Here is a 23,983-nt window from a genome sequence, read left to right as displayed (position 1 = left end):
TGTTATCCGGTTAAATATCTGTTCTGTCCCACTTGTCACACAGTGACTGGATATCTCTTGCAAAACGATCCAGATCTTTATTGGGGCAGCCTTCATTCTTCCGGATCACGGACATCAGGCGACGTCCCATAGCCAACAGCTTCTCATATGCACGGGCAGCCTTGGTTGTTTTCGGCGAAGCAGTTGCCTTTACGATCCGAACACCAACAGCCTCATGGATACACCGGTTCTCCAGAAGATCATATTCAGTTCCACTAAAGGGTGCTGTTGCATCATACCCAAGCTCTTCTTTAAGCCTCTGGGCAAAAATCTCCGTCACCGTATCATCACCATGCGTAACAAATACGTGTTTTGGTCTCGTGTCAAAGGCTTTCGCCCATTCTATAAGTCCGTTTACATCAGCATGACCGCTGATTCCCGGCATTTTGCATATTTCAGCAGCTACCTGCACAGTCTCACCAAACAACTTCAGCTCCACAGCACCTTCCAATAATGCCCGTCCCGGAGTTCCGATAGCCTGGTATCCAACAAAAAGAATGGTATTTCTGGGATTCCACAGATTGTGTTTCAGATGATGTTTGATACGACCAGCATCACACATACCACTGGCGGAAATGATCACCTTGCAGTCCTCATCAAAATTGATAGCTCTGGAATCATCGGTAGTAACGGAGGTCTTCAATCCCGGGAAGGATAACGGATTGATACCTTTATTCAAAAGATCCATTGCTTCCTCATCATAGCAGGTATATGCATTCTCACTGAAGATCGTAGTTGCCTCATTGGCAAGGGGACTGTCTACATATACCGTAAAACCATCATGGCCGTGAACCAGTCCCTGTTCTTTGATCTGTCGGATAAAATACAGCATTTCCTGAGTACGGCCTACTGCAAAGGACGGAATCACCAAACTGCCGCCTCTGTCAAAGGTCCTCTGGATGATCTCTGCCAGTATTGCCGGATAATCCGGACGTTCTCCATGACTGCGGTCTCCGTAGGTAGATTCCATCACAACATAATCTGCCTCTCGGATATATACCGGATCTCTGATCAGCGGCTGATTGATATTTCCGATATCGCCGGAAAAAACGATCTTTTCTGTTTTGTCCTCTTCCGTCATCCAGACTTCAATACTGCTGGAGCCAAGAAGATGTCCTGCATCCACAAATCTTACTTCGATTCCCTCTGCCGGTTTGATGATCTTATCATATGGGCATCTGACGAAGTTCCGGAGCACACCCATGGCATCTTCCATAGTGTACGCAGGAATAAATTCCGGTTTTCCTTCTCTCCGCCCCTTTCGGTTTCTCCACTCAGCCTCGAACATCTGGATATGTGCGCTGTCACGAAGCATGATATCGCAGAGATTACAAGTTGCCTCTGTCGCATAGATCGGCCCCTGATAGCCTTTTGCATACAAGGCCGGAAGATTTCCGGAATGATCCATGTGTGCATGTGTCAGAAGCACAAAATCCAGATCACCCGGAGCCACCGGAAGCTCCTTATTCTCATAATAATCCGGTCCCTGCTCCATTCCATAATCCACCAGAAACTTCCGTCCTGCCGCTTCCAGATAATAACAGCTTCCAGTCACCTCATGCGTAGCACCGATAAATGTTATCTTCATGCACAAGCCCCCTTTTCCGTCCCACGTTCTGAAATTTCCATATCAAAAAAAGCCTGAAGGATCTCTCTGTGATATCCGATCGTCCAGAAACGCTGTGATATACAATTCCAAGAAGAAATAATCGACTTTTTGTTTATTAACGGTTTGTTATTGTATTTATTATACACGAAATATATGTTTTTTGACAGTCTTTTTGTGAAATATGTTTCTTTTTTTAAGGGGATTTTTTTAGGTTTTTTGATATTATTCAGAATTTTTAGACATTCCCCAGCGAAGGTAATGTAAAGTTTACTGGATTTTTTTATTTTTTGGGGTGTGACATCGCTGGGGATGTGAGAGTTGATTTGTTATTTTACTAAAACACCGCTGGTTAATGTTGTAGTTGATTCCTTGCTTCCATCTTTTGCTGCATGATATCCTCGTACGCGATAATAATAACCGCTCGGAACGATAACTGTCAGTCCCTTATTTAAATGATCTACATTGTTTGCTGTATAACTCCAACTTTTATAAGTAGAATATGTACCTTTTACTTTCCGTTCCAAATATATCTCCAAATATACTTTATCACAAACATGATGACACTGTGTTATTCCTGAAACAGCCACCTTATTGCTAGCCATTTTTTTCACAGAAGTTGTTCCAAAATTTAAATTGTTGCCTCTTAACATACTGTATGTAGTATCTTCAGCATAATCCGCATCTGTATCCGTATCCACTGAAAAATCATCTGATAAATTCTCTGCCATTACAGGTGACGCAAACAATATGCTGCAACAGCATACTAATAATAAATTTCGCACAATTCTTTTCATTTTCTCTTTCATATAGTGCCTTTCCACCTTTAAACTTCCATTACAATATATATACGAGTTAAGAAATAAATTATCTCGTCAAAATCTTATGTTTTTTATCATTTTTAAAAATTCTTCTTTTTCCATCTTTCCACTTATCTCATAAAAAGCGGTATTATCCTTCCAATAAGCAACATAATTTTCTTTTTTATCCTGATTATCTTTTATTTTTTTTATTTCAATTACAATATTTTCATCTTTCCACTTAAGTGTTTCTAATGTTTCTCCATCTAAATTATAATCACTATTTTTACTGCTATCACTATGATCATTAATATATAATGTTATAATTACATTTTTATAATCATACTCTATCAAAGCATTGCCAATATCCGTGTTAATTTCATAGCTTTTAAATTTAAGTCCAACTGGTCTGTACATAAATTGGGGAATTGTATTTAAATTTAATTTATTTTTCACTTCATCTAACGCCATCTGCTCATCCTTCTGCGCTCTCTCATTTTCTTCATCATTTTCAATTGAAATACTCGTATCATCCCCAGCCCAATACCTCACAGAATCAATAAAATAACTCCTGTTCGCCTGGCTGGTCATGCTTGCGGCGAAGATACCGGCTGAGCATACAAGTACTGCTGCCGCTACGCGAGCTGTTTTATGACTTTTCTTTTCGGGCAGATAAACGATTTTTACATTCTCTTTATGATCATCAGTTTTAATACTGTCAGTTTCGTCTTCTTTGTAAACACCATCTGCTTTCAGTTTTTCTACAAGCCTCTGATAAGCAGCCTTTGCCTCCTCTTCTGTTTCTCCATCATCAGGAATCACTCCATCTGGAAACAGGATTTTTTCCATCTCTTCGGTTTCTTTTTCATATTCTTCTGCCAACCATTTTTTCAGTTCGGCATCCCTGAAATTTTCCATTATTTTTCTCCTGTAATCCTATCTTTCCTTGACAATTCCTCCGTTAGAGTTCATATTTAATGATAGTATATGACTATTCAGGAGGAATCCAAATGAAACACATCGTACTTACCGGCGGTGGTACTGCCGGACATGTAACTCCAAATATTGCCCTGATTCCAAAGCTCAGGGAGCTTGGTTATAAGATTTCCTACATCGGTTCCTACGAAGGAATCGAAAAAAAACTGATCGAAGAACTTGGAATCCCATATTATGGAATCTCATCCGGAAAGCTGAGACGTTACTTCGATCTCAAAAACTTCTCTGACCCGTTTCGTGTACTGAAGGGATTCAGCCAGGCCAGAAAGATTCTGAAAGAGCTGAAACCGGACGTTGTTTTTTCTAAAGGCGGTTTCGTTACGGTTCCCGTTGTGATCGCGGCCAAACGTTTAAAAATCCCCGCATTGATCCACGAGTCCGACATGACTCCAGGTCTTGCCAATAAACTCTGTCTCTCTTCTGCATCCAGAATCTGCTGTAATTTTCCTGAGACAGTCGCCAATCTTCCAGCTGACAAAGCAGTTCTTACAGGAACTCCGATCCGCCAGGAACTTCTTTCCGGAAATGCGGAAAACGGTCGTAAATTCTGTGGTTTCACTGCTGACAAACCGGTACTTATGGTTATCGGTGGTAGTCTGGGAGCTGCTTCTGTCAATGATAATGTCCGCAAGATCCTCCCTGAACTTCTGAAAGAATTCCAGGTTGTCCATCTCTGCGGAAAGGGAAAAACCGATAAATCTCTCAACGGTACTGCCGGATACGTCCAGTATGAATATATCCAGGACGAGCTTCCGGATCTGTTTGCCATGGCTGATATCGTGATCTCCCGCGCAGGCGCTAACGCAATCTGTGAGATCCGCGAACTTCATAAGCCAAATCTTCTGATCCCGCTTTCTGCAAAAGCCAGTCGTGGTGACCAGATCCTTAACGCTCGATCCTTCGAACGCCAGGGCTTCAGTAAAGTGCTGGAAGAAGAGGAGATTACAGAAGAAAAGCTTCTGGAAACCATCCGCCAGCTCTATACCGATCGTCAGAAATATACAGATGCTATGGCAGGAAACGGCCAGGTAGATTCCATCAGTAAGATCACTGATCTTATTGAAGAATGCGCCAGAGCCTGACTATATTTCCACAACAGCCATATGAAAACTCTGCCACTCCCTTCCGGGCTGGCAGGGTTTTCTTTTATTCGTATACTTTGCGAAATTCTTCCTGCAGCCAGCGCTTCGCTTTATATATCCTGTTATTGACACCACTTTTCGTCAGACCATATTCTTCTGCAACTGTTTCAACGGAAATCTCCAGATATTTGACCTGAATTAAGATCTCATAATTTATCGGCTGTTTCTTTCGAAATCTTCTCAGCACCATATACATAAATTCTTTCTTCTCTTTACGCAGAAATACCTCTTCCGCATCGACCGAATTCTGTTCTTCCAGAAATGCCGCAACTTCTTCCTGACAGACAAACTCATGCTTGGAGCTTGATTTCTTTATATAATCCAAAGCCTTATTCATAGATGCCCTCTTGATCAGAGAAAACATCATCTTTTCATTATCAATATTCAGGCCATCCTTTATAGTATACATTTTGTAAAGTACATCCTGACTGACATCATCAGCAGCACTCCAGTCATGGAGAACTCCATACGCATACCCTCTGGATATTTTTCGGTATTTAAGATAAAACTCTTCAAATGTCTGATTATTCATTTTTCCTCTTTAGTGGCTATTTGTCATTCTTTAATTTTCTTTAAGATTTCATCTCTCACCTCATCGCTGAGTTCTCCGGGTTTCCAGGTTAAACCAACACCATCTCCCTCATATCTCGGAATCAGATGCATGTGAAAATGAAACACAGTCTGTCCTGCGATCTCTCCATTGTTCTGCACAACATTAAATCCATCACAGTTCAGTGCATCTCTCAGCTTTCCTGCCATTTTTTTAGCCAGGATCATTGCTTTTCCGGCAGTCTCATCCGGAAGTTCATAAATATTCACTGCATGCTTTTTCGGCAGGATCAATGAGTGTCCTTTGCTTGCCGGTCCCAGATCCAGAATCACGCGAAATTCCTCATCCTCATAAAGTGTTGCTGATGGAATCTCTCCATTTGCGATTTTACAAAATATGCAATCTCCCATTATTTTGTCCTCCTTGTTTGCAAAATTATTTTATCTATATTCTTATTTTGTCGTATTTTCTCGAATTTTTCAATACTGTTCTTGTTGATATTTGAAATTTCTGATGTTAATATTTTTTCGAGGTGATAATATGTGCAACGATACTACAGTCAGTAAATTGAAAAACGATTTTCATTATACACTTTCAAAATTTTCACATGAACTCCGGAATCCTCTGACTCTTATTAACAGCGGACTCCAGATGATCGCATCTGCACATCCTGATGTCAAAGAATATGAGCACTGGGATGATGTTATGGATAATCTTGATTATGTAAAAGAACTTCTTGATGAACTTTCTGCATTTAATAATGCAGGCCATGTCAAAAGAGAAAACATTGACACCTGCAGCTACCTCCGAACGATCCTTTCCTCCATAAAACCTACTCTGGATTATCTGGAGATCACACTTGAAACAGATATTCCGGATTCATTGCCATCGATGGCTCTTGACCGGATCCGTGTCCGGCAGATGCTTCTGAATCTTCTGAAAAACGCATGGGAAGCCGTTCCCATTCCCGGAGGAAAGATTTCTTTTTCTGTCATTCCGGAAAATTCCGGCATCCGCATTGATATTCGGGATAACGGATGTGGAATTTCAAAGGAACAGCAGGCTACGATATTTCAACCATTTTTTACAACCAAAGAATCCGGGACCGGCCTTGGCCTTGCTGTTTCAAAACAGATCGCTCAGGCACACAGTGGAGACATCACGCTTGAGAGCGCTCCCGGTCAGGGAACTGTTTTCCATATTTTTCTGGGATGATAAAGAATTACAGCGATCAGGAAACCACTCAACAAACCGCCTATATGCGCTACGTTATCCACGCCTTCACTTGCAAATCCAAAATACAGTGAAAATGCGGCCATGATCAGCATCTGTCTGACAGTCAGATCCGCCACTCTTCCTCTGTGCCGTATGATCACATAGATCATACCGCCCATGACTGCAAAAACAGCTCCGGAAGCTCCTGCAGATAAAGAAGCGTTTCCTGCATACATATCAAAAAACAAAGAGAGCATATTTCCGCCCAGACCACCAAATATATAGATCAGAAAAAATTTTATCTTTCCTGTTACCGGTTCCAGTCTCTGGCCAAGCACAAACAGAACCAACATATTATTGATCAGATGCGGCGCACCAAAATGCAGAAACATACTGCTAAACAGCCGATACCACTGTCCCTGGTCCAGGATCAGTGGTGCATAAGCAGCACCGCAGTCCAGCATATGCTGCCCGTTCTCCGAGCCGCCGGTAAATTCCACCACAAGAAAGATCAGCGTATTTATGAGGATCAGTAAAACTGTCACAGGTTCTTTTTTTATTTCTTCCAATTCCGGCCTCTTTCCACAGCGGTTCCGGAAATATTTCCCATAACTCGCTGTTATAATCTGAAAATTCGAATTTATTTCATTATTTTAACAGATTTTCATCAGGCGGACAACCTACGGCCCTGTATTAATACGATACAAAACCGGATTTTTCGCTCTGTTATTTCAAAAAAATATAACGGGCCTGTGCAAAATCGACTTCATCCTCATCCTCCAGCAAATAATCTTCTCCTGTTTTCAGAAGCTGTCCATTTACAGAAGTCCCATTTCTGGAGTTCAGATCTGCCAGATAATATGCCCCCTCCCTTTTTCGGATCTTAGCATGAATCCTGCTGACAGTTGGTATATTGATCACTGCATCCGCCGCAGTTTCCAGTTTTCCGATCACTGTGATATCTTTTTCCAAATAAATGGTAGCCAATTCCCCCGGTTCCCGGCTCACTAATGTAGCAGGACCTTTGGATGCACCTGCCGAAAGAACTACTGTTTCACCAAATCCATCTAAAAAATCTTCCGCTTTTGTCGGGATATTTTTTTTGATCTTTTCCAGTTCTTTTCTGCTGTCACCGGCATTGCTCCCTGACAGCGTACCAGATTCTTTCTGATCTTCAGAATATACAGCTGCCTCTTTTTCCGCCGCACCATATTTCTGCTCAGGCACCGGCGTATCCAGTTTTTTCTTTTTTCCACAGACTTTTTTGATCAGAATATAGCTCAGCATCCCCAGTATCATTGCTGCAAGAATTCCCAGAAGAAAAATTTCTTTGCTTATTCTTGGAATATATCCGCCGGCCATTCCTGCCGTAATTCCCAGAAGAAGCACCAATGCTGCACCAAATCCAGCCACTGGCTTCCATATTTTGTTTGTTTTCCGCTTCTGTGAGTCCGCTGAAGATTTTTTCTGTTTTTCATTTCCGGACACACTGGCTCTTTCCCAGCCTTCCACCTGCCACAGACCCTCTGCTTTTTCCTCCTCTGTCATCCTGTTTTCTTCCTGGAGCACTGTTTTCTTTTTTTCATATGGAGAAAAATCTTCCTCGTCGCTGTTACATATTTTATATAACTCTTCCTTGATGTATTCCAGATGAAAGCTGTCCTCCAGTGCACGTCTGTATACATTATATCCCAACATGACCGCTTTTCCGTCTTCATGATCCAGCTTTGGAAGGATATACTCCGCAAGACTCTGAAACTGTTTCTGTATTTCCCCATGAAATCCCGGAAGATAACAAAATCGGACACTTTTTCTTTCCGCATCCAGATAGATATATTCCGGTTCCAGGATCAGCTGACAGGGATTCAAAAGATACTCGGACATTTCTTCCATGATCTGTATAAAGCCTCCCAGTATCACCTGAAGCGACTCCAGATCCATCTTTTTTTCCTCAAAAAGCGCAGTCATGGAATGCCTGGAAGTTATATCATAATACACCATGAATTTTCCGTCGATTCCCTGTATCCGACACTGAAGAAGATCAGGCACAGCATTGGCCACGATCATCCTTACCTGGTAAGAATCTGTATCGATTCTCTCATCTCCTGTCAGGATCAGGTAATTATGATTCATATCTCTTTTATATTCCGTTCTCATTTTATGGCGTCACCTCTCCCAGCATATCCACAGTTCCTTTTACCTTGCGGATCCATCCCACAGGCCGCAGAGGCTTTGCCTTACCACTGACTTCCAGCTTCCATTTCTGCCCCAGGAACCCGGCAGGTACTTCCAGTCTGTAAGTTACTTTCACAGTTTTTCCTGCATTTGTCTGCATGCTCAGATTCTCTCCTCCCGGCAGCCCGATATCTCCCAGCATTCTACCCTGTATATCCGCCTTTTCATATATGTTCCCTTTCTTTTTATATCCTTCCATACTGCCGCTGACTGCTGCCTCATAAGCTGCCGCAGTGAGATATGCTCTGTCATGTACAAAAAAATCCAGATACAGCACTCCGATCAGTATCATAAGCACCAGAGGCATGAGCAATGCAGCTTCTATTGTAAAGCTCCCCTTTTTTATTTTTCTCACAAAAATATCCCTCCCAAATATCCGATCAGCAGAAACGGTACAAAAGGAATTTCCTCACTTCGACTCTTTTTTAGCATAAGATACTCAATGCCTGAGTAGATTCCGCACAACAATAATGCCCCACAGAGGATCCCTGCCAGTTCTCCGGCTCCCAGCACAGAGCCCATTGTCAGTATCAGCAATCCGTCTCCAAATCCGACCATTCCTCCGCTGATCAAAGCGGTCAAAATTATAAATACTCCGATTCCCATGGAAATAATCCCTGCCGGCCAGAGAAGCCCCTGCCTGATCCGCCACAGGATTCCGCCTGCCAGAAATATAAAAAGCACCGGTAAACAGATTTCTTTTTTTCGGATATCTGTCCAGGTATTAATTACAAGAAGTACAGTCATGCAAATTTTTACACTGCTCATGATCTCTCCCTTCAGCCACATCGCCCGCAGGCACTCATTTCACCGGAAACCTCTGTTTCTTTCACCATCCGTACAGATCGTTTCAATGCGCTGCAGCTTTCCCTGTTATGAAAACGGTTACTCTTTTTTGTGATATATACCACTCCGGCCGGTTCCTGCCCACGACTGCACAGCTCACAGGCCTGATACTTTTCTCCATATGCATTTTTTAAAGCTTTAACCGAAGAGCCTGATATCTGCTGAACAGACAGATTCAGATAACTGCACCCCAGTTTTCTGTGATACACACTTCCTGATTCTGTCACATACACCATAGGCTGGCTCTCCACTGTATCCTTTCCATTTTCGTATACCACACCATTCCACGTATGGACCTTTATCGTATTGTGAAACCATATTTTAGGAAGCGGGATCAGACCGCCTATGGGCTGGTAGGAATATATGTCCGGCAATGTGATCGTTTCTGTACCTGAACCGCCGGCACCATACGCATACATACCTGCTTCCTTTGCTTTCTGGCACAAGCCGGTCAGATGCTCCGTCTGTACCTTGTAAATATCCATAAAAGAAAGCAGCGTGAGCACTCCGAAAAAAAACAGCGGCAAAGCCATCGCAGTCTCCAGAGTGAGACTTGCTTTTTTCAGAAAGGTGCACAGGGATACTTTTCCAGAAAGCGTTTTCCGGCTTATCGGGGAAAGCAGGAAAAAAGCTCTTCGAGAGCGCCTTTCTCTTTTTTGATCCAGTCTGTTTATCTGATTTTTATCTTCTTTTTCTTTCTGAAAAAGCATCCCTGTACACCTCTCTTTCTATTCATACGCATACTGACGTGTAACTGTAAATATTTTCCGTCTGTTTGCTTTTACATCTGCAGACGCTTCCATGGCAGTGATGCAGTGATCCATCTGAAAACCTGGTCTTTTTCCCTTTTCACGTACAGAGCACTCGATCATGTCCATTCCTCTCAGAACTTTATCCTGTTTTCCTTTCGCCATAAGCAGAACCTGAAGATAATCCTCATAAGACATTCCATTCCCTGCATCCTTTCTTGAAGAATCCAGTTTGTCCAGGATATTGGGCAGATTACTCAAAGACAGCTGCCAGTCTGAGGAGTTTTTTATAAGAGGTACATGTCCTCCTGCAAAAAGTTCCCGGACATCCAGAATACTCTCCGCAAATGCCCAGCAAAAGATCAGTGCCGCTTCGATCACTGCTGCCGCCGGTGGGATCAGAAAACCTGATGCAATCGCCAGCGCCAGTGTTTCGACCTGTATCCGTTTTCCACCATCTGAAAGCAGATACGCCATGTTAACCCCCTGACGGATCACCAGAAGTTTTCCTGCCACGGACTTCAGATTTTCCCGATCACTGTTCTTCCCTCCAAGAATATATTCCACCTGATAATTCACCCCCGCCGCTGCCGGTCTTCGATAATTTCCCAGTTTCTTTAGCAGATACTGTCCAAACAATATTCCGGACGTATACGAATTATCGGATCGTATATCCGTATCCAACATTAGTCCTGTCTGTAGTTTTCTTCCGGATGTAAGGCTTTTTCTGTCTGTAACCGCATCCGATATTCCCCGTTCGGATGGTACTACCAGATCAAGAAGTCCCATTTTACGGACTCTTCTGATGATCGGAATAGGATTTTCCACGCTTTCATCAACACCACCGGTAAAATCATCCCCATTTCCTGCATCCGAAAAATCTCCCTGGTTTTTTTGTTGTTCCTGTTCTTTTTTTGCTTCTTCGCTCTTCTGCGCGGCGTCCGTAATAGCAGAATCATAGGAATCCAACGTTCCTTTATTTTCTGCCTGTTCTCCTTTTTTCTCTGCATCCTCTGTCTTCTTTTCCTGATCCTTCAGTTTTCCGAGAAGAGTCTGTACCCCCTGGCTTCCCAGAGTTTCACGCATATACTGAACAGCCTGCTGGTAAAAAATCTCGCCTTTTCCGTCGCTCAGAAGCTGATAACCATTGAATCCGCCCTGGAGAAGCTCCAGTTTCTGACTGTTCTGTTTCAATACAGGTTTCATATAAGTCTGAAAATCATCATATACAGAAGCCATATCCAGTTCTTCTTTTCCACCTGCATACAGTGCAAACAGCTCATAATCTTCCAAAAGCGTTCGGTCATACTGTCCAAATAAGGAATATAAGCCAATATCCATACTGTTAAGTATCTGTGTCCTGGCAGCTGCCATGCGTACAGATTCAATGCTGGCACACACAAGAGAAAGAACCAGGCTCAAGATCAGAGCCAGAAAGATCGTAATGCTGCCTTTTTTCACATTTCCTGCCAAGGGGTACCTCTCCTTTCCAAAACGAAAATATCAGCAGATATCACCGTTTTTTCTTATTTTCAGATCGTATTGCTTTGTTTTGTGATTTTTGTAAGGATTTTTTTAACAAGTGCTGTAAGCTGTTCCTTAAAGATGATGACCAGACTGATCAGAACCACCAGAATCAGGATGATCTCCACAACACCCACCGCATCCTCTTCCATCGCAAATTCTTTTACATACTTCCACATATTTTCATTTGTCACCTCACATTTCCTTTCTCTGTTCTCCAGTCCTACCCTCCGTAAAAGGAAAGGCATGCCGGAAGCATGATCACCGCCATCACCACCAGGAGCATCAAGACCATCGGAAGAAGCAGTTTTGTTGCTGCTGTATCTCCCAGCACTCTTGCTTTTCTTTTTCGCTCCTCCCAGGCTTCCACGGATTCCTTTTCCAGCAGATCGGCCAGATACCTGCTTCCTTTCTGGAGGTTCTGGATCAGTAGTGTTGACAGAGTTTTATACTTTACCTGTCCGCACCGTTCTCCAAATCTCCGGTAAGCCTCTGCTTCGGAAATCCCACTGTCCATCTCATAACAGGCTACTCGGATTTCTTCGTAAGCCTCACGTTTTTTACCATCTTCTCTCTTTCCGTAATCCAGTGCTATTTTCTGGAACGCTTTTCTGGCAGTTAAGCCTGCCTGCACCAGAAGGGTAAATTTCATGATCAGTCCTGGGTAATCCATCAGCATCTGTTCTCTTCTTTTTATCTGAGCATTCTGTTCTTCCCGTTTTTTTGCAATGACAGCTGCTGCCGCTGCTGCCAGACCAAGAGCTGAAAGCAGGTTTCCTGTTTTGTCTTTTGGCTGCTCCCATTCAAGATGTTTTCCATTCCATTCATCTGGAAGATAATAGTACTGCGGATCGTTTTTTTTCTGATTATATTGTACGATCATGTCCTGCAGCTCTTTCTCGCGCTGCTGTTCTTCGCTAAGTTCTGTTTCCGGTTCTTCTTCGGATCCTTCTGTTTCTTTTTCCGGCACCTGCACATACAGGGAACCGGCTTCTTCTCCGTCTACAGATACTTTGAATTTCTCTTCATAAGCACCTGTCTCCTCTTTTTCCATACGGTATCCGGATGAATAAACCTTATCTCCGCCACTTTGAAATGTCAGGAGCATACCGATGATATTTCCGGTAAGCGCTATCCGTATAAACAGTTTCTTTTCTTCCGGATTTCCGGCTTCCGGAGGCAGCCGCCCCATTTTTCCTGCCAGAAACACCCCAAGGATCACCATAAATATCAAAATATGTATCCACATTATCCTCACCTACACTTCTATGTCTACAATCTTCACACCCATCCAGTAAGACAAGCCATAGATCACCATGCAAACTGTCATGGCACAGATTCCGAAAGGATTCCCATAAAGTACATCCAAAAATCCCGGCGAAGTCAGTTTCAGATAGCAGATGATACCGGCCGGCATGATACTCATAACCATCTGTTCCGATTTCTTTGCGGCCAGCGTTGCCTCGATCTCTTTTTTTACCTCGATCTTATCACTAAGCATTCTGGCTACTTTCTGGATCACCTGCGTCATATCCCCGCCTGTTCTTTTTGCTGTATAAAATACTGCTGCGAAATTTTCAATATCTTCCACTCCGCTGCGTTTTCCCAGATCCAGGAACAGCTCTTCCACCGGAACACTCAGACGCAGCTGGCTTTCGATATACCGAAATTCATCCAGTATATCACTTCCCTTTTCATAAAGTCTCCCCAGATCCTTTACACTGGCACGCACCGCATTCTCCGCGGAATAGCCGGCCTGTACCGCCACATTCATGGCCGTCAGAGCATCCCGGAACTGGTAATTCAGCTCCCTCTGCTGCCGTGCAGTGCATTTTTTCCTCTGCATTTTCAGAAAAAGCACTGGTATTGGAAGCATAAACAGCAACACAGGAAGGCTCTGATAAAACAGATAGTCGGCTGCAGCGCATACGGCAGCTCCCTCCAGAAGATACTTTGCGGTCTCCTTCCCCGTAAAATGATACATCCTGTAATCTTTCCTCGTAGATCTCCATTTCTGATTCTTTCCTTTCCGCTCTTTCATAGTCTGATTCCTGCCCGTTTCATTTTTTCACAATGCAAAAGTTCTCCGGTTTTTACAAGTCCCTTTCCTTCTTCCCAGCGATACAGCGGCCTGGTCTGGATCTCTCCGTTTTCAAATCCACATACTTCTGTGATTTCCAACAGCTTTCTGCTTTTATCCCGCATACGCCCGAGATGTACCAGAATGTCTACCCCGGAAGCGATCTGCCTTCGGATTGCTTCCAGGGGAAGATCGATTCCCATCAATGTCATCGTTTCAATTCGGGAAAGCATATCCTGACTGCTGTTTGCATGAAGTGTTGAAAGGCTTCCATCATGTCCCGTATTCAGGCTCTGCAGCATATCCACTGCCTCTCCTCCACGGACTTCCCCTACAATTATCCTGTCCGGCCTCATTCGAAGGGCTGACCGGATCAGATCTCGGATCGTTACTGACACCGCGCCCGCCATATTGGCCATTTTTGCCTCCAGACATACCAGGTTATCAATTCCCCGGATCTTAAGCTCCGCATTATCTTCAATGGTGATCAGGCGCTCATCTTTTGGAATATATTCTGTAACAGCTCCAAGGAATGTTGTTTTTCCACTGCCTGTACCTCCACCGATCACAATAGAATATCTTGCCTGAACAAGTTTTTTTAAAAACTGTGCACATTCTTCGGTGATGCTTCCAAAAGCGATCAGTTTTTCCATTGTGATAGGATCATCCGGAAAACGACGGATCGTCAGGATCGGACCATTCAGAGCAACCGGATAAACCACTGCATTCACACGTGCTCCGTTTTCCAGCCTTGCATCTACAATGGGCATGGACTCGTTGACAACCCGGTTACAGCGCCCTACGATCTGCTGGATCACATCCTCCAGCTTCTCTTCTGACGTGAAGACCTTATTCCATCTGGTCAGTTTTCCTCCACGTTCCACAAAAATATGATCCGGACCATTTACCATGATCTCCGTAACACTTTCATCATCGATCAGTTCCTGCAGAACATCCAGCTTGCGCACAGAACAGAACAGCTCCTGTCTGAGCTCTACTTTCTCCTTCAGTGAAAGAAACAGTTCCCTTGCCTGAGTTAATATCAGTTCATCGATCACCCCCAGGATCTCATCATCGGACAGCTCTCTGGAAACATCCAGCTGTTCCATGAGCAGATCATACATTTCCCGGAATTTTTCTCTGTTCATGACCGCTCCTTTCTCAAAAGCTCACGGATATAATCTCCCAGTTCACTCCAGACCAGCTGTTCTACGTAAGCGTCAGAAGAGATCCTATCCATATGAAAGGGCAGATGCACCTTTTCTGTTTTTTCCAGGATCTTTTCTTTATTCCAGATACGCAGAAGATTTTCGAATTGTGTCACCTTACAGACAGAAAGTGTGTCATTCAAAACCGGCATATAGATTTTTCTGCACATTTCCAGAAGCCGGAAATCCTCATCTCCATTTTCTCCCATATCCAGGATCAGCACTTCATAGGAACTGTGAAGTACGATCTCCTGCAACAGCCGCTCCCAGTCTTCCCAGTCCACGGTCCGGATATCTGAAGGTGTTCTTACAGGCGGTATAAAATCCAGATTGTTTACTGTCTGGATCATTCCGTTCATTCTATGGATCAGGTTTTCATTTCCCTGGCGAACATAATAAAACAGATCACTCAAATTAGCCGGAAATTTTTTCCCAAGAAGTTCCTCAAAACCAGAATAGGATTCCAGATTCAGATAAAGAACGGCACGTTCTTTCGCCAGTATCTGTCCCAGCGCAAGTGCAAAGGATGTCTTCAGACACCTGCCAAGAGGAGAAAAAACACCGATGATCTCCATTGTCTTTTTCAACACAGGAAAAGTTACCGGATCAAGAGACTTCTCTTCTCCATAGCAGGCCATCACCTCCCTTATCACATCTGAGGAAGATTGATATTTATACACACTTGAATACTGATCCAGTTCCGGAGGATGCACACCCTCTGAAAGAATGATGATCTTTCCGATACCAAGGTCACGGACTTCTTTTCGCATTGCTTTATCGGAAATCAGCAGCAACTCAATATGATTTTCTTTTCCGTAGGCAATGAGACTTTCCGCCGTGGTAAATGCCTGGATCTCAAACGGAAGATTCTTTTTCTGGTTCAGATAATCCATAAAATTGAAAGCATAATCCACCTCCAGATCACAGACTGCAAATATGTTTTTCTTCAATACACACCTCCTGCATAAAGCACCACACTCAAAAATATGGGTACCGTAAAATGAAAGTTCTCCGGAAAGCTCATCCCCTTTCTGTAATAAGGACGTATCTCACCGGTACAGTAAAACTCATTCATATACTGATATAAATAAAGGAATCGTCGGCGGATACCGCCTGTAGAAATAAGAATTGCCAGAGAAATGCCTGCACCTGCAAGCAGAGAATAAACAATACATTCCATAACTGTCCGCGGCCCCATGATCCCGCCAAGTGCGCACAGAAGCTTGATATCTCCGGCGCCGATCATATGGAATATAAAAAGGGTTCCCAAAAGAAGCACCGGCACGGCCACTCCTGCCAAAAAGATCACTCCACCTTTCAGCCCGTTTTCTGTGATCTGAATCAGGAAACCGATCATAAAAGAAAAAAGGATCCATCCATTATCTACAGATGCATCTTTAAGATCCATCCAGACCGCCATCGCAGATATCACCACGGATAATTCTCCATAAAGAAACATACACGCCCCCTTTCCTTCTTAAAATATATGTTTATTCAGTTATGATAAAAATGGGATTTCCCGCCTGACCTGGCGGTGATCGATACCAGAAGATCTCTGGTGAAATTAATTATAGAATTTCAGGAGCATTTTGTCCAGCATTTTCGTTCGACAAATTCTGACACGAATTTTGCTGTCATCTGCTCCTGAAATTTTTTTATCTTTTTATTTTTTATCGCTTTATCTTCTATGATCTTATCGGATCTTTACTCCGTCCTTGATCACTGCTTTCAGTTCCAGATCCTGATCCAGCAGTACCACATGAGCTTTTTTACCTGCTTCCAGAGATCCGTACTGTTCTTCCACACCAAGGCTTCTGGCCGGATTTATGGTCGCGCAGGCCACGGCTGTTTCCAGCGGAAGATCCATCTTTTTAACAACTGTACGCATACAATCCATCAGATTTGTGGCAGATCCTGCGATCGCACCGTCAGATACCAGCGTGGCAAGTCTTCCCACAACCTTAACATCCAGTCCGCCCAGTGTATACTGGCCGTCCGGCATACCGGTAGCTCTCATACTGTCGCTGATCAGGATCATCCTGTCAGCTCCCATCATCTGAAAGGTAGCTCGAACAACAGACGGATGGATATGGATCCCGTCACAGATGATCTCTGCCATAACATCCTTACTATCAAAAACAGCACCTACGACACCTGGTGCACGATGCGTAAACGCAGGCATTGCGTTATACAGATGGACTGCATGGTTTGCTCCTGCTCTGCATGCTTCCATTGCTGTATCGTAATCTGCATTGGTATGTGCCAGAGAAACATTGACCCTTTCATGAACTTCCCGGATAAATTCTGCTGCATGCTCACTTTCTTCAGGTGCAATCCCTATAAATTTTACCAGACCTTCCGAGGCCTTTAAAAAACGGTCACAGATTTCCACATTACATGGCAGGATATTCCTCGCGTCCTGTGCCCCTTTTTTCGCCGGGCTGATAAAAGGCCCTTCCATATTGATCCCCAGAAAATCCGCCTTACGGCAGTCCTTTGTTTCTTTTTTATATTCTGCTGCTGTATGGAGGATCTGCTCCAGTTCCTCTACCGGTAAAGTCATAGTAGCCGGTGCAATCGCTGTAACTCCTACCGATGCCTCATATTCCGCGATTCTTCCGATCGCAGCCTTGTCTCCGTCGCAGAAATCATCTCCCTTGCATCCATGAAAATGCAGATCGATCAGTCCCGGAATGGCGTAGCAGCCTTTTCCGTCCAGAACATCCCCGCTAAGCTGCGGCACATCCTTTTCTTCATAAACCTGTCGGATCTTATCCCCATCCAGGATAATCCCGCCTTTTACAAATGCTTTGTCCGGTGTAAAAACATACACATTATCAATGATCATAGTAAAACCTCCCAAAATCCCCATTTGTGATCATAAACAAAAAAGCAACCAGAAACATGTTCTGATTGCTTTCAGTTAATAGCCAGTACGGGAATCGAACCCGTGTTTCCGCCGTGAGAGGGCGGCGTCTTAGCCCCTTGACCAACTGGCCATATTCTTTTGTTTCTGTCGTTTGATTTCGTTTTTTGTTGTTTCCCTCAACCGACTTCGTTAGTATATAACACTTTCTTTCAAAATGCAAGTACTTTTTTTAATTTTTTTAAAAAATTTTCATGTTTTTCACGTTTATTCGTTTTTTACCCATTTTCCGGTATTTCGTACGCTTGACCACTGCTGGTGTAAGTGCTACTATCAAAGCACCAATACGAAAATAATCGACTGCGGATAATGATCCGCCCGGTATAACAGAAAGAAGGAATTGTTTTTCCATGGCCACGCAGCTACGCTTCCTGGGCTCCCCTTCTTTCACAGATGTCCGTGCATATTAAAAAGATCAGTCAGGATCATGGCGCCGTTTTTCTCCCGCTGCAGAACGATCTGGATCAGGAAGCTGCACGGTCCGGGCCTGCATCAATAACTTCTGACGGTATCCATCTCACACCACAGGGGCATCAGGTCCTGGCAGATAAACTTTATAAATTGATCATATCAGAAAGGTAATACTATGGAAACAACGATCAAAAAAATCGAAGATATGTCACTGAACGCATGGCCTTCCCATAAAATGGAACTTTATGACGGATGGATCTTACGTTTTTCTTATTTCTATACGCACAGGACCAACAGTGTGGAACAGTTCGGAACCTCCACACTTCCATGGCGCGAAAAAATCCCCTACTGCGAACAGGTCTATAAGCGTCTGGGAACTCCTGCGATCTTTAAGATCAGCCCCCTTGTATCCCCGGATTTTGACTATATGCTGGAAAACAGGGGCTATTCCGTTCAGCACATAACAAATGTTATGACTGTAGACCTGGACAATGCCGTTCTGGATGCTCCTGTCACCGATGTGCTTTTTTCCAATGAAATTCCGGATTTCTGGATTCACAGCCTTTTTGACTTGAAAAGAACTACAAATCCGATTCATCGAAGCGTCGTTCCTTCCATGTACCGTGCCATTCTTAAGGAAACTGTCTGCGCTTCCATAACAAAAAACGGCGAGATCATTGCCACAGGTCTTGGAATCCTGGATCGCGACTACATCGGTATCTATGCCATTCATGTGCGTGAAGATTATCGCCGCAGAGGATATGCCCGTCAGATCTGTACCGGTCTTCTCAATGAGGGCAAAAAAAGAGGCGCCAGCCACGCTTATCTTCAGGTGGTAAAAAACAATACTTCCGCAGAAAAGCTTTACAGCTCTCTTGGATTTCAGTATTCCTATACCTACTGGTTCCGTGTTCAGCCTGTAGGAACACGTTTTCAGTAAATGCATGGATTTTCCGTAAATCCCTGTAGAAATCAAAAAATCTTTTTGCTATAATACCCTTAATATGTATAAAATCTTTCCTGCCTTCATATACTGATCCTTATCAATCAATAAGGAGACTGATCCGATGAACGATCCGCAGGAAAAAAACACCCAAAATCCCTATCATATTTATTACGATAATTATCTGGATACCAATGCCTGTACTGAATGCACGGGTCTGATCAACCATGGAATCGACAGCCGTGAGCAATGGGATTCTTTCCGCCAGATCTTTGACTTTATACCGGCGTCGGAAACCCATGATCTTACAGATAAACAGGACTGACCGTTATCCCGGGTCGGAGGACACAAATGAAAAAACTGTCTGCTGCATGTATGATTCTCGGCCTTTCCCTTTTTGCGGGAGGCTGCAGCAATGATCAGATCGATGATCATATTATTTCTCTTCAGGATAAAATTTCAGACGTTACTGCTTCAGATTCCACAGAACAGGAAGATCAGGAGCCTTCCACGGAAGAACGTGTTTATATAGATGAGCTTACCGGCACACTGCTGGATTTTGACGGTACACACCTGACGATTTCCAGCAATGGAGAAACCTATGTATTTGATGTTTCCCAGACAAGGCTTGAATGCAAATACGGCGTTGTATCCAGTGATCAGGTCAGTGTGATCTACCAGGGACAGCTTTCCGGAACGGATATCAGCACCATTTCCCCCATCAAAATAACCGACAAATATCATAATGAAACTCCTCTGGAGGACCGCACTTTAAAGGGCAAAGTGAAATCACTCACATCCAATGCCCTTGTGATAGTTACAGAAAAGGGAAATACCGTAACCTTCCCTGTCACCGGTGTCAGACAATACTACAAAAAAGGCATCAAGGCCGGCAAGTGGGTCTATGTCCATTTTCGCGGTAAATTCATCAACGAAACCCTCGTGGGTAACAAGCAGTATGACGGCAGTTTCACAAAAGTGATCAGTGTCTCCGATACGGATCCACTGAAGGTACCTGCTGCAACTCCTACTCCTTCCCCTGAACCGAAGAAAAAAGAGCAGCATCTCCGTGCAAAGATCGTAAGTGTCAGCACCAGCACAATGACTGTCATCCCGCAGGCCACAGGATCGGAACTGACAGTTTCACTTTCCTCCGCCCCTGTATATTTCAAAGGAGGAATGGCTCCGGGATCTTATGTAAACATTATCTATACCGGTAAATTTAATGGTGAATCCACCAGCGGCATGAAGATCCGTGGAATCACCGGGGAGGATCCGGACATACTTTCAGTACGCAACATTACTTCTACTGTAACCGGCACGATCCTGGGCACAACCGCCAATACCGTGCTGCTCCAGACATACGACGGCGTAAAGATCCTCTGCAGCCGTGAAAACGTTCCGGACCTTTCCTCAAGCGGAATGGAAGAAGGTGCCGATCTCCGGGTTACTTTCAACCCTGCGAAATCACGCACCTCCAATATTTATACCTGTATTAAATTCGAAGACCCGTGACAGAAGATGGTACGGATCCTTTTTTCTCCATCTTCCATCCAGCTTCGTACTGCCTGCGTATCACCCAGTATATCAAAAAAAGCTCTGCTTTCATCCTGTACACCCTGGCCGTGAAGAACCTGATATGCACCGGCATCGCTTCCTACTGCCACATGAACCTTCTTTTCAAAAGCTTTCTTCAGATTCTGCTCGCCCGTCTTTATAATAGATGCAAGGATCGTATCTTCAAATCTGCCGCAGCCTTTAAGATTCCGCACAGTTACAAGTGTCGGAACCCACACGCTTTCGCTGTCTGCCAGCATGGAAATCGTCTCATCATCCATATAGTTCCCATGCTCAATACTGTCAACACCAGCCTCCACTGCTGCCTGTACGCCATAGCATCCATTTGTATGGCTCATCACGGCAAATCCCTCTTCATGAGCAATATGTACCATTTCTTTCACATCCGTTGCTGAAAGCGGCGTTCCCGTAATTTTCCCGTGATCTGCAAAATCCAGAAGCCCTGTAGTCATGATCTTGATAAAATCCGCACCTTCAGCGGCAGCTTCCAGAACTCTTCTGTGATATTCCTTCATGTCTGAAAAGCTTTTTCCAACGATCTTCCCGTAATGCCCCTCTTTATAAATGGCAAAAACCGGTGTGCGATAGTCAATTTCATATTCCGGGGCCAGTCTGGCAGCCCGTTTTGACACACCGTAATGATCTCCTCCGTCTCTCACAAAACGGATTCCTCTTTTCCGGTATTCCTCAAGATGAGCACGGATCAGTGCATCCCGGGGCCCGTTTTTCTGTGTCTCAACGGCTTTCCGGTAATCATAGCCATTGAGAAATATATGTGCATGACATTCCCCAAACATTTTCATCACTGTTCAAAAAAGTTTCGGATCTCTTTCTCAGATGCCTGCACCGACCCCTGTACAAAGAACGGCTTTCCGCCTCCGCGTCCGTTTAATTTCGCATTCATCTCTTTTGTAAACTGACGGAGATCGCCGTCTTTTTCGCCCATTGCATACTTGTAGCTTCCGTCTGCATTTCCGGAAAATACCGCACAGCAGCCCTGGCAGGTCTGTGTCACGGCGTCTGCAAGCTTCCGCACACTGTCTGCATCCATTCCATCCATAAAGATGAGAACGCTTCCGCTTCCTGCATAACGCTCTGCCTCTTTCCGGCACATGTCGTCTACCAGCTGCCCAACCTGTCCTTTCAGTCGGAAATTCTCTTCCTGAAGGCGTTCCACTGCCTGCGCAGTCTTATCCATTTTTGCGGAAAGCTTTACAGAAATCTGGTGGTTCTGGTCATTGACCATGTTCAGATAATCCAGCACACGTTTTCCGCAGATCATCTCAATACGGACACCTTCACGAAATTTTTCCACGGAAAGAAGTTTCACCATTCCGATCTCTCCGGTATGTGTCACATGAGTTCCGCAGCATGCACAGATATCCACCCCTGGAAATTCTACGATCCGCACCTGACCGGTGAGCTCTTTTTTGCTTCGGTAGTCGATTTTTTCCAGTTCCTCCGCTGTAGGATATATGATCTTTATCTGCGTATCTTCCCATATCTTTTGGTTTGTTTTCCGCTCGATCTCAGCAAGCTGCGCCTCATCCAACGGGCCATTCAGATCTATGGTAATGGTATCGCTTCCCATATGAAAGCCTACATTATCGTATCCGTAAGCCTCGTGGATCAGTCCGCTCACCATATGCTCACCGGAATGCTGCTGCATCAGATCAAATCTTCTTTCCCAATCGATGCGTCCCTGTACTTCTGTTCCGACTTCCATCGGCTGATCTGTATAATGAAGAAGTTCTCCCTCCTTTTCATGCACTTCCTTTACTTTCACATCGTTGAGATATCCGGTATCGCTTGGCTGTCCACCGCCCTCCGGGTAAAAAGCGCTCTCATCCAGAATGATATGAAAACCTTTTTTTGCTTCTCTGCACTCCAGGACTTTGGCTGTAAATTCTTTTTTATATACATCTTCATAATATAAACGTTTCGTCTCTGTCATTTGTCTCATCCTTTCTGCATCTCTGCTTTGACGACTTATAGTATAGACCAAATTTTCTCTCCCCGCTATATAAAAACGGCATTTATCCAATGATTTACATATTTTTCTATAAAAGCTGAAGGCTTTCCTTCAGGTTCCGCGTTATAATAAATGAAGCGGGAAGAGAAGGGAGCTGATTGCATTACACGGGAAGAATATCTGGAATATCTGATACATACATACCAAAACTTAATATTTTCCATTTGTCTGAAATCGGTGGGCAATCCCTTTGACGCCGAGGATCTGACACAGGATGTTTTTCTTTCCGCCTACAAAAATCTCTCCCGTTTTGATGGCACCTACGAAAAAGCCTGGCTCAGCAAGATCGCAGTCAGAAAATGTCTGGATCATCTGAAAGCAGCCGGCAGACGTACCATTCCCACAGAGGACACCTATTTTGAACAGCTCCATGATAAAGAGTTTTCCCCGGAGGAGGCATTTCTGGACAAAGATTTCAAGGATCGGATCCGGCATTTATGTGTAGCGCTGAAAAGCCCCTACAGGGAGGTTGCCCTTGAGCATTTCTGCGAAGAAAAAACCGCCGCAGAAATTGCAAAAGCGCAGAATAAAAATATCAAAACAGTCCAGACGCAGATCTACCGGTCCAGATCTATGCTGAAAGCACTGCTGGAAAGGAGTGATTAGATGCACATACCACAGGATGAATTACAGAAATTCCAGGACGGAACCATGAATACGGATGAAATGATCCATTTTCTGGAGCATATGGAGCAATGTGACTTCTGTCTGGATGAACTTCTTCAGAATGAGGATGCCGCTTCTGAGTATGCTCCATCCTATCTGCAGGATGAAATTCTGAAAAAAGCAGCTTCTCCGGAAGTTCAGGCTTCCAGAAAAATACATGAAACTGCTTATTGGATGAAGCTTCTCTGTGCAGGCTTACGGACTGCCGTAGGCATGGGTGTTGCGCTGATCATGCTTTTTTCTGTATCTCAGACAGATTTTACGGCTCTTCATCCTTCACCGGAAACAAAAGTTAAGATTTCTTCATCCCTTGACATTGGTTCCGGCCTAAACCAGCTTTCCATGCAGGTAGGTTCCCAGCTCAGTGAACATTCTCAGAAGATCAGTAATAATCTGAACGATCTTACGAATAAAATTATAAACGGAGGCAAGTAAAT

Annotated in this window: 28 protein-coding genes and 1 tRNA gene; 7 read left to right on the top strand and 22 right to left on the bottom strand. The window is 44.0% G+C overall.

Annotated elements, in window-relative coordinates:
- Positions 1–10: 10 nt before the first annotated feature.
- The 3 genes from LI091_RS05710 to LI091_RS05700 all read right to left on the bottom strand — a co-directional run bounded on the left by LI091_RS05710 (position 11) and on the right by LI091_RS05700 (position 3,363).
- Entirely contained in the window at positions 11–1,627 is a 1,617-nt protein-coding gene (locus tag LI091_RS05710) for an MBL fold metallo-hydrolase RNA specificity domain-containing protein (RefSeq protein ID WP_173732618.1), read from the bottom strand.
- A gap of 347 nt (positions 1,628–1,974) precedes the next feature.
- Positions 1,975–2,454, bottom strand: a complete 480-nt coding sequence (locus LI091_RS05705) for a DUF6147 family protein (protein WP_049947028.1) — start codon at positions 2,452–2,454, stop codon at positions 1,975–1,977.
- A gap of 66 nt (positions 2,455–2,520) precedes the next feature.
- Entirely contained in the window at positions 2,521–3,363 is an 843-nt protein-coding gene (locus LI091_RS05700; protein ID WP_021652844.1) for a DUF4367 domain-containing protein, read from the bottom strand.
- A gap of 92 nt (positions 3,364–3,455) precedes the next feature.
- Between LI091_RS05700 and LI091_RS05695 the strand changes: the two genes are divergently transcribed.
- Positions 3,456–4,523: an undecaprenyldiphospho-muramoylpentapeptide beta-N-acetylglucosaminyltransferase gene (locus tag LI091_RS05695; protein WP_044962288.1), complete on the top strand. Its 1,068-nt coding sequence runs from the start codon at positions 3,456–3,458 to the stop codon at positions 4,521–4,523.
- A gap of 64 nt (positions 4,524–4,587) precedes the next feature.
- On the opposite strand, the gene LI091_RS05690 is transcribed toward LI091_RS05695, so the two are convergent.
- Positions 4,588–5,115, bottom strand: a complete 528-nt coding sequence (locus tag LI091_RS05690) for an RNA polymerase sigma factor (RefSeq protein ID WP_118368464.1) — start codon at positions 5,113–5,115, stop codon at positions 4,588–4,590.
- 23 nt (positions 5,116–5,138) lie between these two features.
- A complete protein-coding gene (locus LI091_RS05685) occupies positions 5,139–5,543 on the bottom strand; it encodes an HIT family protein (RefSeq protein WP_161209124.1) in 405 nt (134 codons plus the stop codon).
- Positions 5,544–5,673: 130 nt separating this feature from the next.
- Between LI091_RS05685 and LI091_RS05680 the strand changes: the two genes are divergently transcribed.
- The gene (locus tag LI091_RS05680; protein ID WP_161209126.1) at positions 5,674–6,348 is read left to right on the top strand and encodes a two-component system sensor histidine kinase NtrB; all 675 of its coding nucleotides are present in this window, start codon (positions 5,674–5,676) and stop codon (positions 6,346–6,348) included.
- Here the strand turns inward: LI091_RS05680 and LI091_RS05675 are convergent.
- The 15 genes from LI091_RS05675 to LI091_RS05605 all read right to left on the bottom strand — a co-directional run bounded on the left by LI091_RS05675 (position 6,315) and on the right by LI091_RS05605 (position 18,274).
- Positions 6,315–6,917 carry a rhomboid family intramembrane serine protease gene (locus LI091_RS05675; protein WP_118752405.1) on the bottom strand — a complete coding sequence of 201 codons (603 nt, stop codon included), beginning with the start codon at positions 6,915–6,917 and terminating at the stop codon, positions 6,315–6,317. The two genes, LI091_RS05680 and LI091_RS05675, sit on opposite strands and share 34 nt — an antisense overlap.
- A 157-nt stretch (positions 6,918–7,074) precedes the next feature.
- Entirely contained in the window at positions 7,075–8,505 is a 1,431-nt protein-coding gene (locus tag LI091_RS05670) for an FHA domain-containing protein (protein ID WP_265190923.1), read from the bottom strand.
- Between the two features lies 1 nt (position 8,506).
- A complete protein-coding gene (locus tag LI091_RS05665) occupies positions 8,507–8,938 on the bottom strand; it encodes a TadE family protein (protein WP_021652838.1) in 432 nt (143 codons plus the stop codon).
- Positions 8,935–9,351 carry a prepilin peptidase gene (locus tag LI091_RS05660; RefSeq protein ID WP_173732626.1) on the bottom strand — a complete coding sequence of 139 codons (417 nt, stop codon included), beginning with the start codon at positions 9,349–9,351 and terminating at the stop codon, positions 8,935–8,937. Before LI091_RS05660 ends, LI091_RS05665 begins: the two co-directional genes overlap by 4 nt.
- An 11-nt stretch (positions 9,352–9,362) precedes the next feature.
- Positions 9,363–9,962: a hypothetical protein gene (locus LI091_RS05655; RefSeq protein WP_227588442.1), complete on the bottom strand. Its 600-nt coding sequence runs from the start codon at positions 9,960–9,962 to the stop codon at positions 9,363–9,365.
- 195 nt (positions 9,963–10,157) lie between these two features.
- Positions 10,158–11,651 (bottom strand): DUF5702 domain-containing protein, encoded by a 1,494-nt coding sequence (locus tag LI091_RS05650; protein WP_202885275.1) that lies wholly within the window; start codon positions 11,649–11,651, stop codon positions 10,158–10,160.
- Positions 11,652–11,710: 59 nt separating this feature from the next.
- On the bottom strand, positions 11,711–11,881 hold the full coding sequence (locus LI091_RS05645) for a Flp1 family type IVb pilin (RefSeq protein WP_044962312.1): 171 nt from the start codon (positions 11,879–11,881) through the stop codon (positions 11,711–11,713).
- Positions 11,882–11,925: 44 nt separating this feature from the next.
- Entirely contained in the window at positions 11,926–12,951 is a 1,026-nt protein-coding gene (locus LI091_RS05640) for a type II secretion system F family protein (RefSeq protein WP_021652833.1), read from the bottom strand.
- A 9-nt stretch (positions 12,952–12,960) separates the two neighbouring features.
- Positions 12,961–13,743 carry a type II secretion system F family protein gene (locus LI091_RS05635; protein ID WP_173732676.1) on the bottom strand — a complete coding sequence of 261 codons (783 nt, stop codon included), beginning with the start codon at positions 13,741–13,743 and terminating at the stop codon, positions 12,961–12,963.
- Positions 13,740–14,930 (bottom strand): CpaF family protein, encoded by a 1,191-nt coding sequence (locus LI091_RS05630; RefSeq protein ID WP_092071684.1) that lies wholly within the window; start codon positions 14,928–14,930, stop codon positions 13,740–13,742. The genes LI091_RS05635 and LI091_RS05630 overlap by 4 nt, the downstream gene beginning before the upstream one ends.
- Positions 14,927–15,940, bottom strand: a complete 1,014-nt coding sequence (locus LI091_RS05625) for a hypothetical protein (protein WP_021652830.1) — start codon at positions 15,938–15,940, stop codon at positions 14,927–14,929. The genes LI091_RS05630 and LI091_RS05625 overlap by 4 nt, the downstream gene beginning before the upstream one ends.
- Complete coding sequence (locus tag LI091_RS05620) at positions 15,937–16,449, bottom strand: prepilin peptidase (protein ID WP_173732678.1); 513 nt, start codon at positions 16,447–16,449, stop codon at positions 15,937–15,939. Before LI091_RS05620 ends, LI091_RS05625 begins: the two co-directional genes overlap by 4 nt.
- A 234-nt stretch (positions 16,450–16,683) precedes the next feature.
- Complete coding sequence (nagA, locus tag LI091_RS05615) at positions 16,684–17,838, bottom strand: N-acetylglucosamine-6-phosphate deacetylase (RefSeq protein WP_173732679.1); 1,155 nt, start codon at positions 17,836–17,838, stop codon at positions 16,684–16,686.
- A gap of 79 nt (positions 17,839–17,917) precedes the next feature.
- A tRNA-Glu gene (locus LI091_RS05610) sits at positions 17,918–17,989 on the bottom strand.
- Positions 17,990–18,097: 108 nt separating this feature from the next.
- Positions 18,098–18,274: a hypothetical protein gene (locus LI091_RS05605; protein ID WP_173732680.1), complete on the bottom strand. Its 177-nt coding sequence runs from the start codon at positions 18,272–18,274 to the stop codon at positions 18,098–18,100.
- Positions 18,275–18,502: 228 nt separating this feature from the next.
- Here LI091_RS05605 and LI091_RS05600 point away from each other — a divergent pair, with 228 nt between their 5' ends.
- The 3 genes from LI091_RS05600 to LI091_RS05590 all read left to right on the top strand — a co-directional run bounded on the left by LI091_RS05600 (position 18,503) and on the right by LI091_RS05590 (position 20,785).
- The gene (locus tag LI091_RS05600; RefSeq protein WP_022427138.1) at positions 18,503–19,267 is read left to right on the top strand and encodes a GNAT family N-acetyltransferase; all 765 of its coding nucleotides are present in this window, start codon (positions 18,503–18,505) and stop codon (positions 19,265–19,267) included.
- Between the two features lie 127 nt (positions 19,268–19,394).
- On the top strand, positions 19,395–19,595 hold the full coding sequence (locus LI091_RS05595) for a hypothetical protein (RefSeq protein ID WP_021652824.1): 201 nt from the start codon (positions 19,395–19,397) through the stop codon (positions 19,593–19,595).
- Positions 19,596–19,621: 26 nt separating this feature from the next.
- Positions 19,622–20,785, top strand: coding sequence for a hypothetical protein (locus tag LI091_RS05590; RefSeq protein WP_161209128.1), 1,164 nt, complete (start codon positions 19,622–19,624; stop codon positions 20,783–20,785).
- Here LI091_RS05590 and LI091_RS05585 read toward each other — a convergent pair.
- Together LI091_RS05585 and LI091_RS05580 are read right to left on the bottom strand one after the other, a co-directional pair.
- Positions 20,755–21,645, bottom strand: coding sequence for an amidohydrolase family protein (locus tag LI091_RS05585; RefSeq protein WP_161209131.1), 891 nt, complete (start codon positions 21,643–21,645; stop codon positions 20,755–20,757). The two genes, LI091_RS05590 and LI091_RS05585, sit on opposite strands and share 31 nt — an antisense overlap.
- A 5-nt stretch (positions 21,646–21,650) precedes the next feature.
- Positions 21,651–22,811: an alanyl-tRNA editing protein gene (locus LI091_RS05580; protein WP_161209133.1), complete on the bottom strand. Its 1,161-nt coding sequence runs from the start codon at positions 22,809–22,811 to the stop codon at positions 21,651–21,653.
- 141 nt (positions 22,812–22,952) lie between these two features.
- Between LI091_RS05580 and LI091_RS05575 the strand changes: the two genes are divergently transcribed.
- Both LI091_RS05575 and LI091_RS05570 read left to right on the top strand, forming a co-directional pair.
- A complete protein-coding gene (locus LI091_RS05575) occupies positions 22,953–23,486 on the top strand; it encodes an RNA polymerase sigma factor (RefSeq protein WP_059086212.1) in 534 nt (177 codons plus the stop codon).
- Positions 23,487–23,981, top strand: coding sequence for a hypothetical protein (locus LI091_RS05570; RefSeq protein ID WP_022427141.1), 495 nt, complete (start codon positions 23,487–23,489; stop codon positions 23,979–23,981).
- Positions 23,982–23,983 lie beyond the last annotated feature (2 nt).

This window comes from Blautia sp. MSK20_18, assembly GCF_020553125.1.
Lineage (GTDB): Bacteria > Bacillota > Clostridia > Lachnospirales > Lachnospiraceae > Blautia_A > Blautia_A fusiformis.
This window is presented reverse-complemented; position numbering and strand designations above follow the sequence as displayed.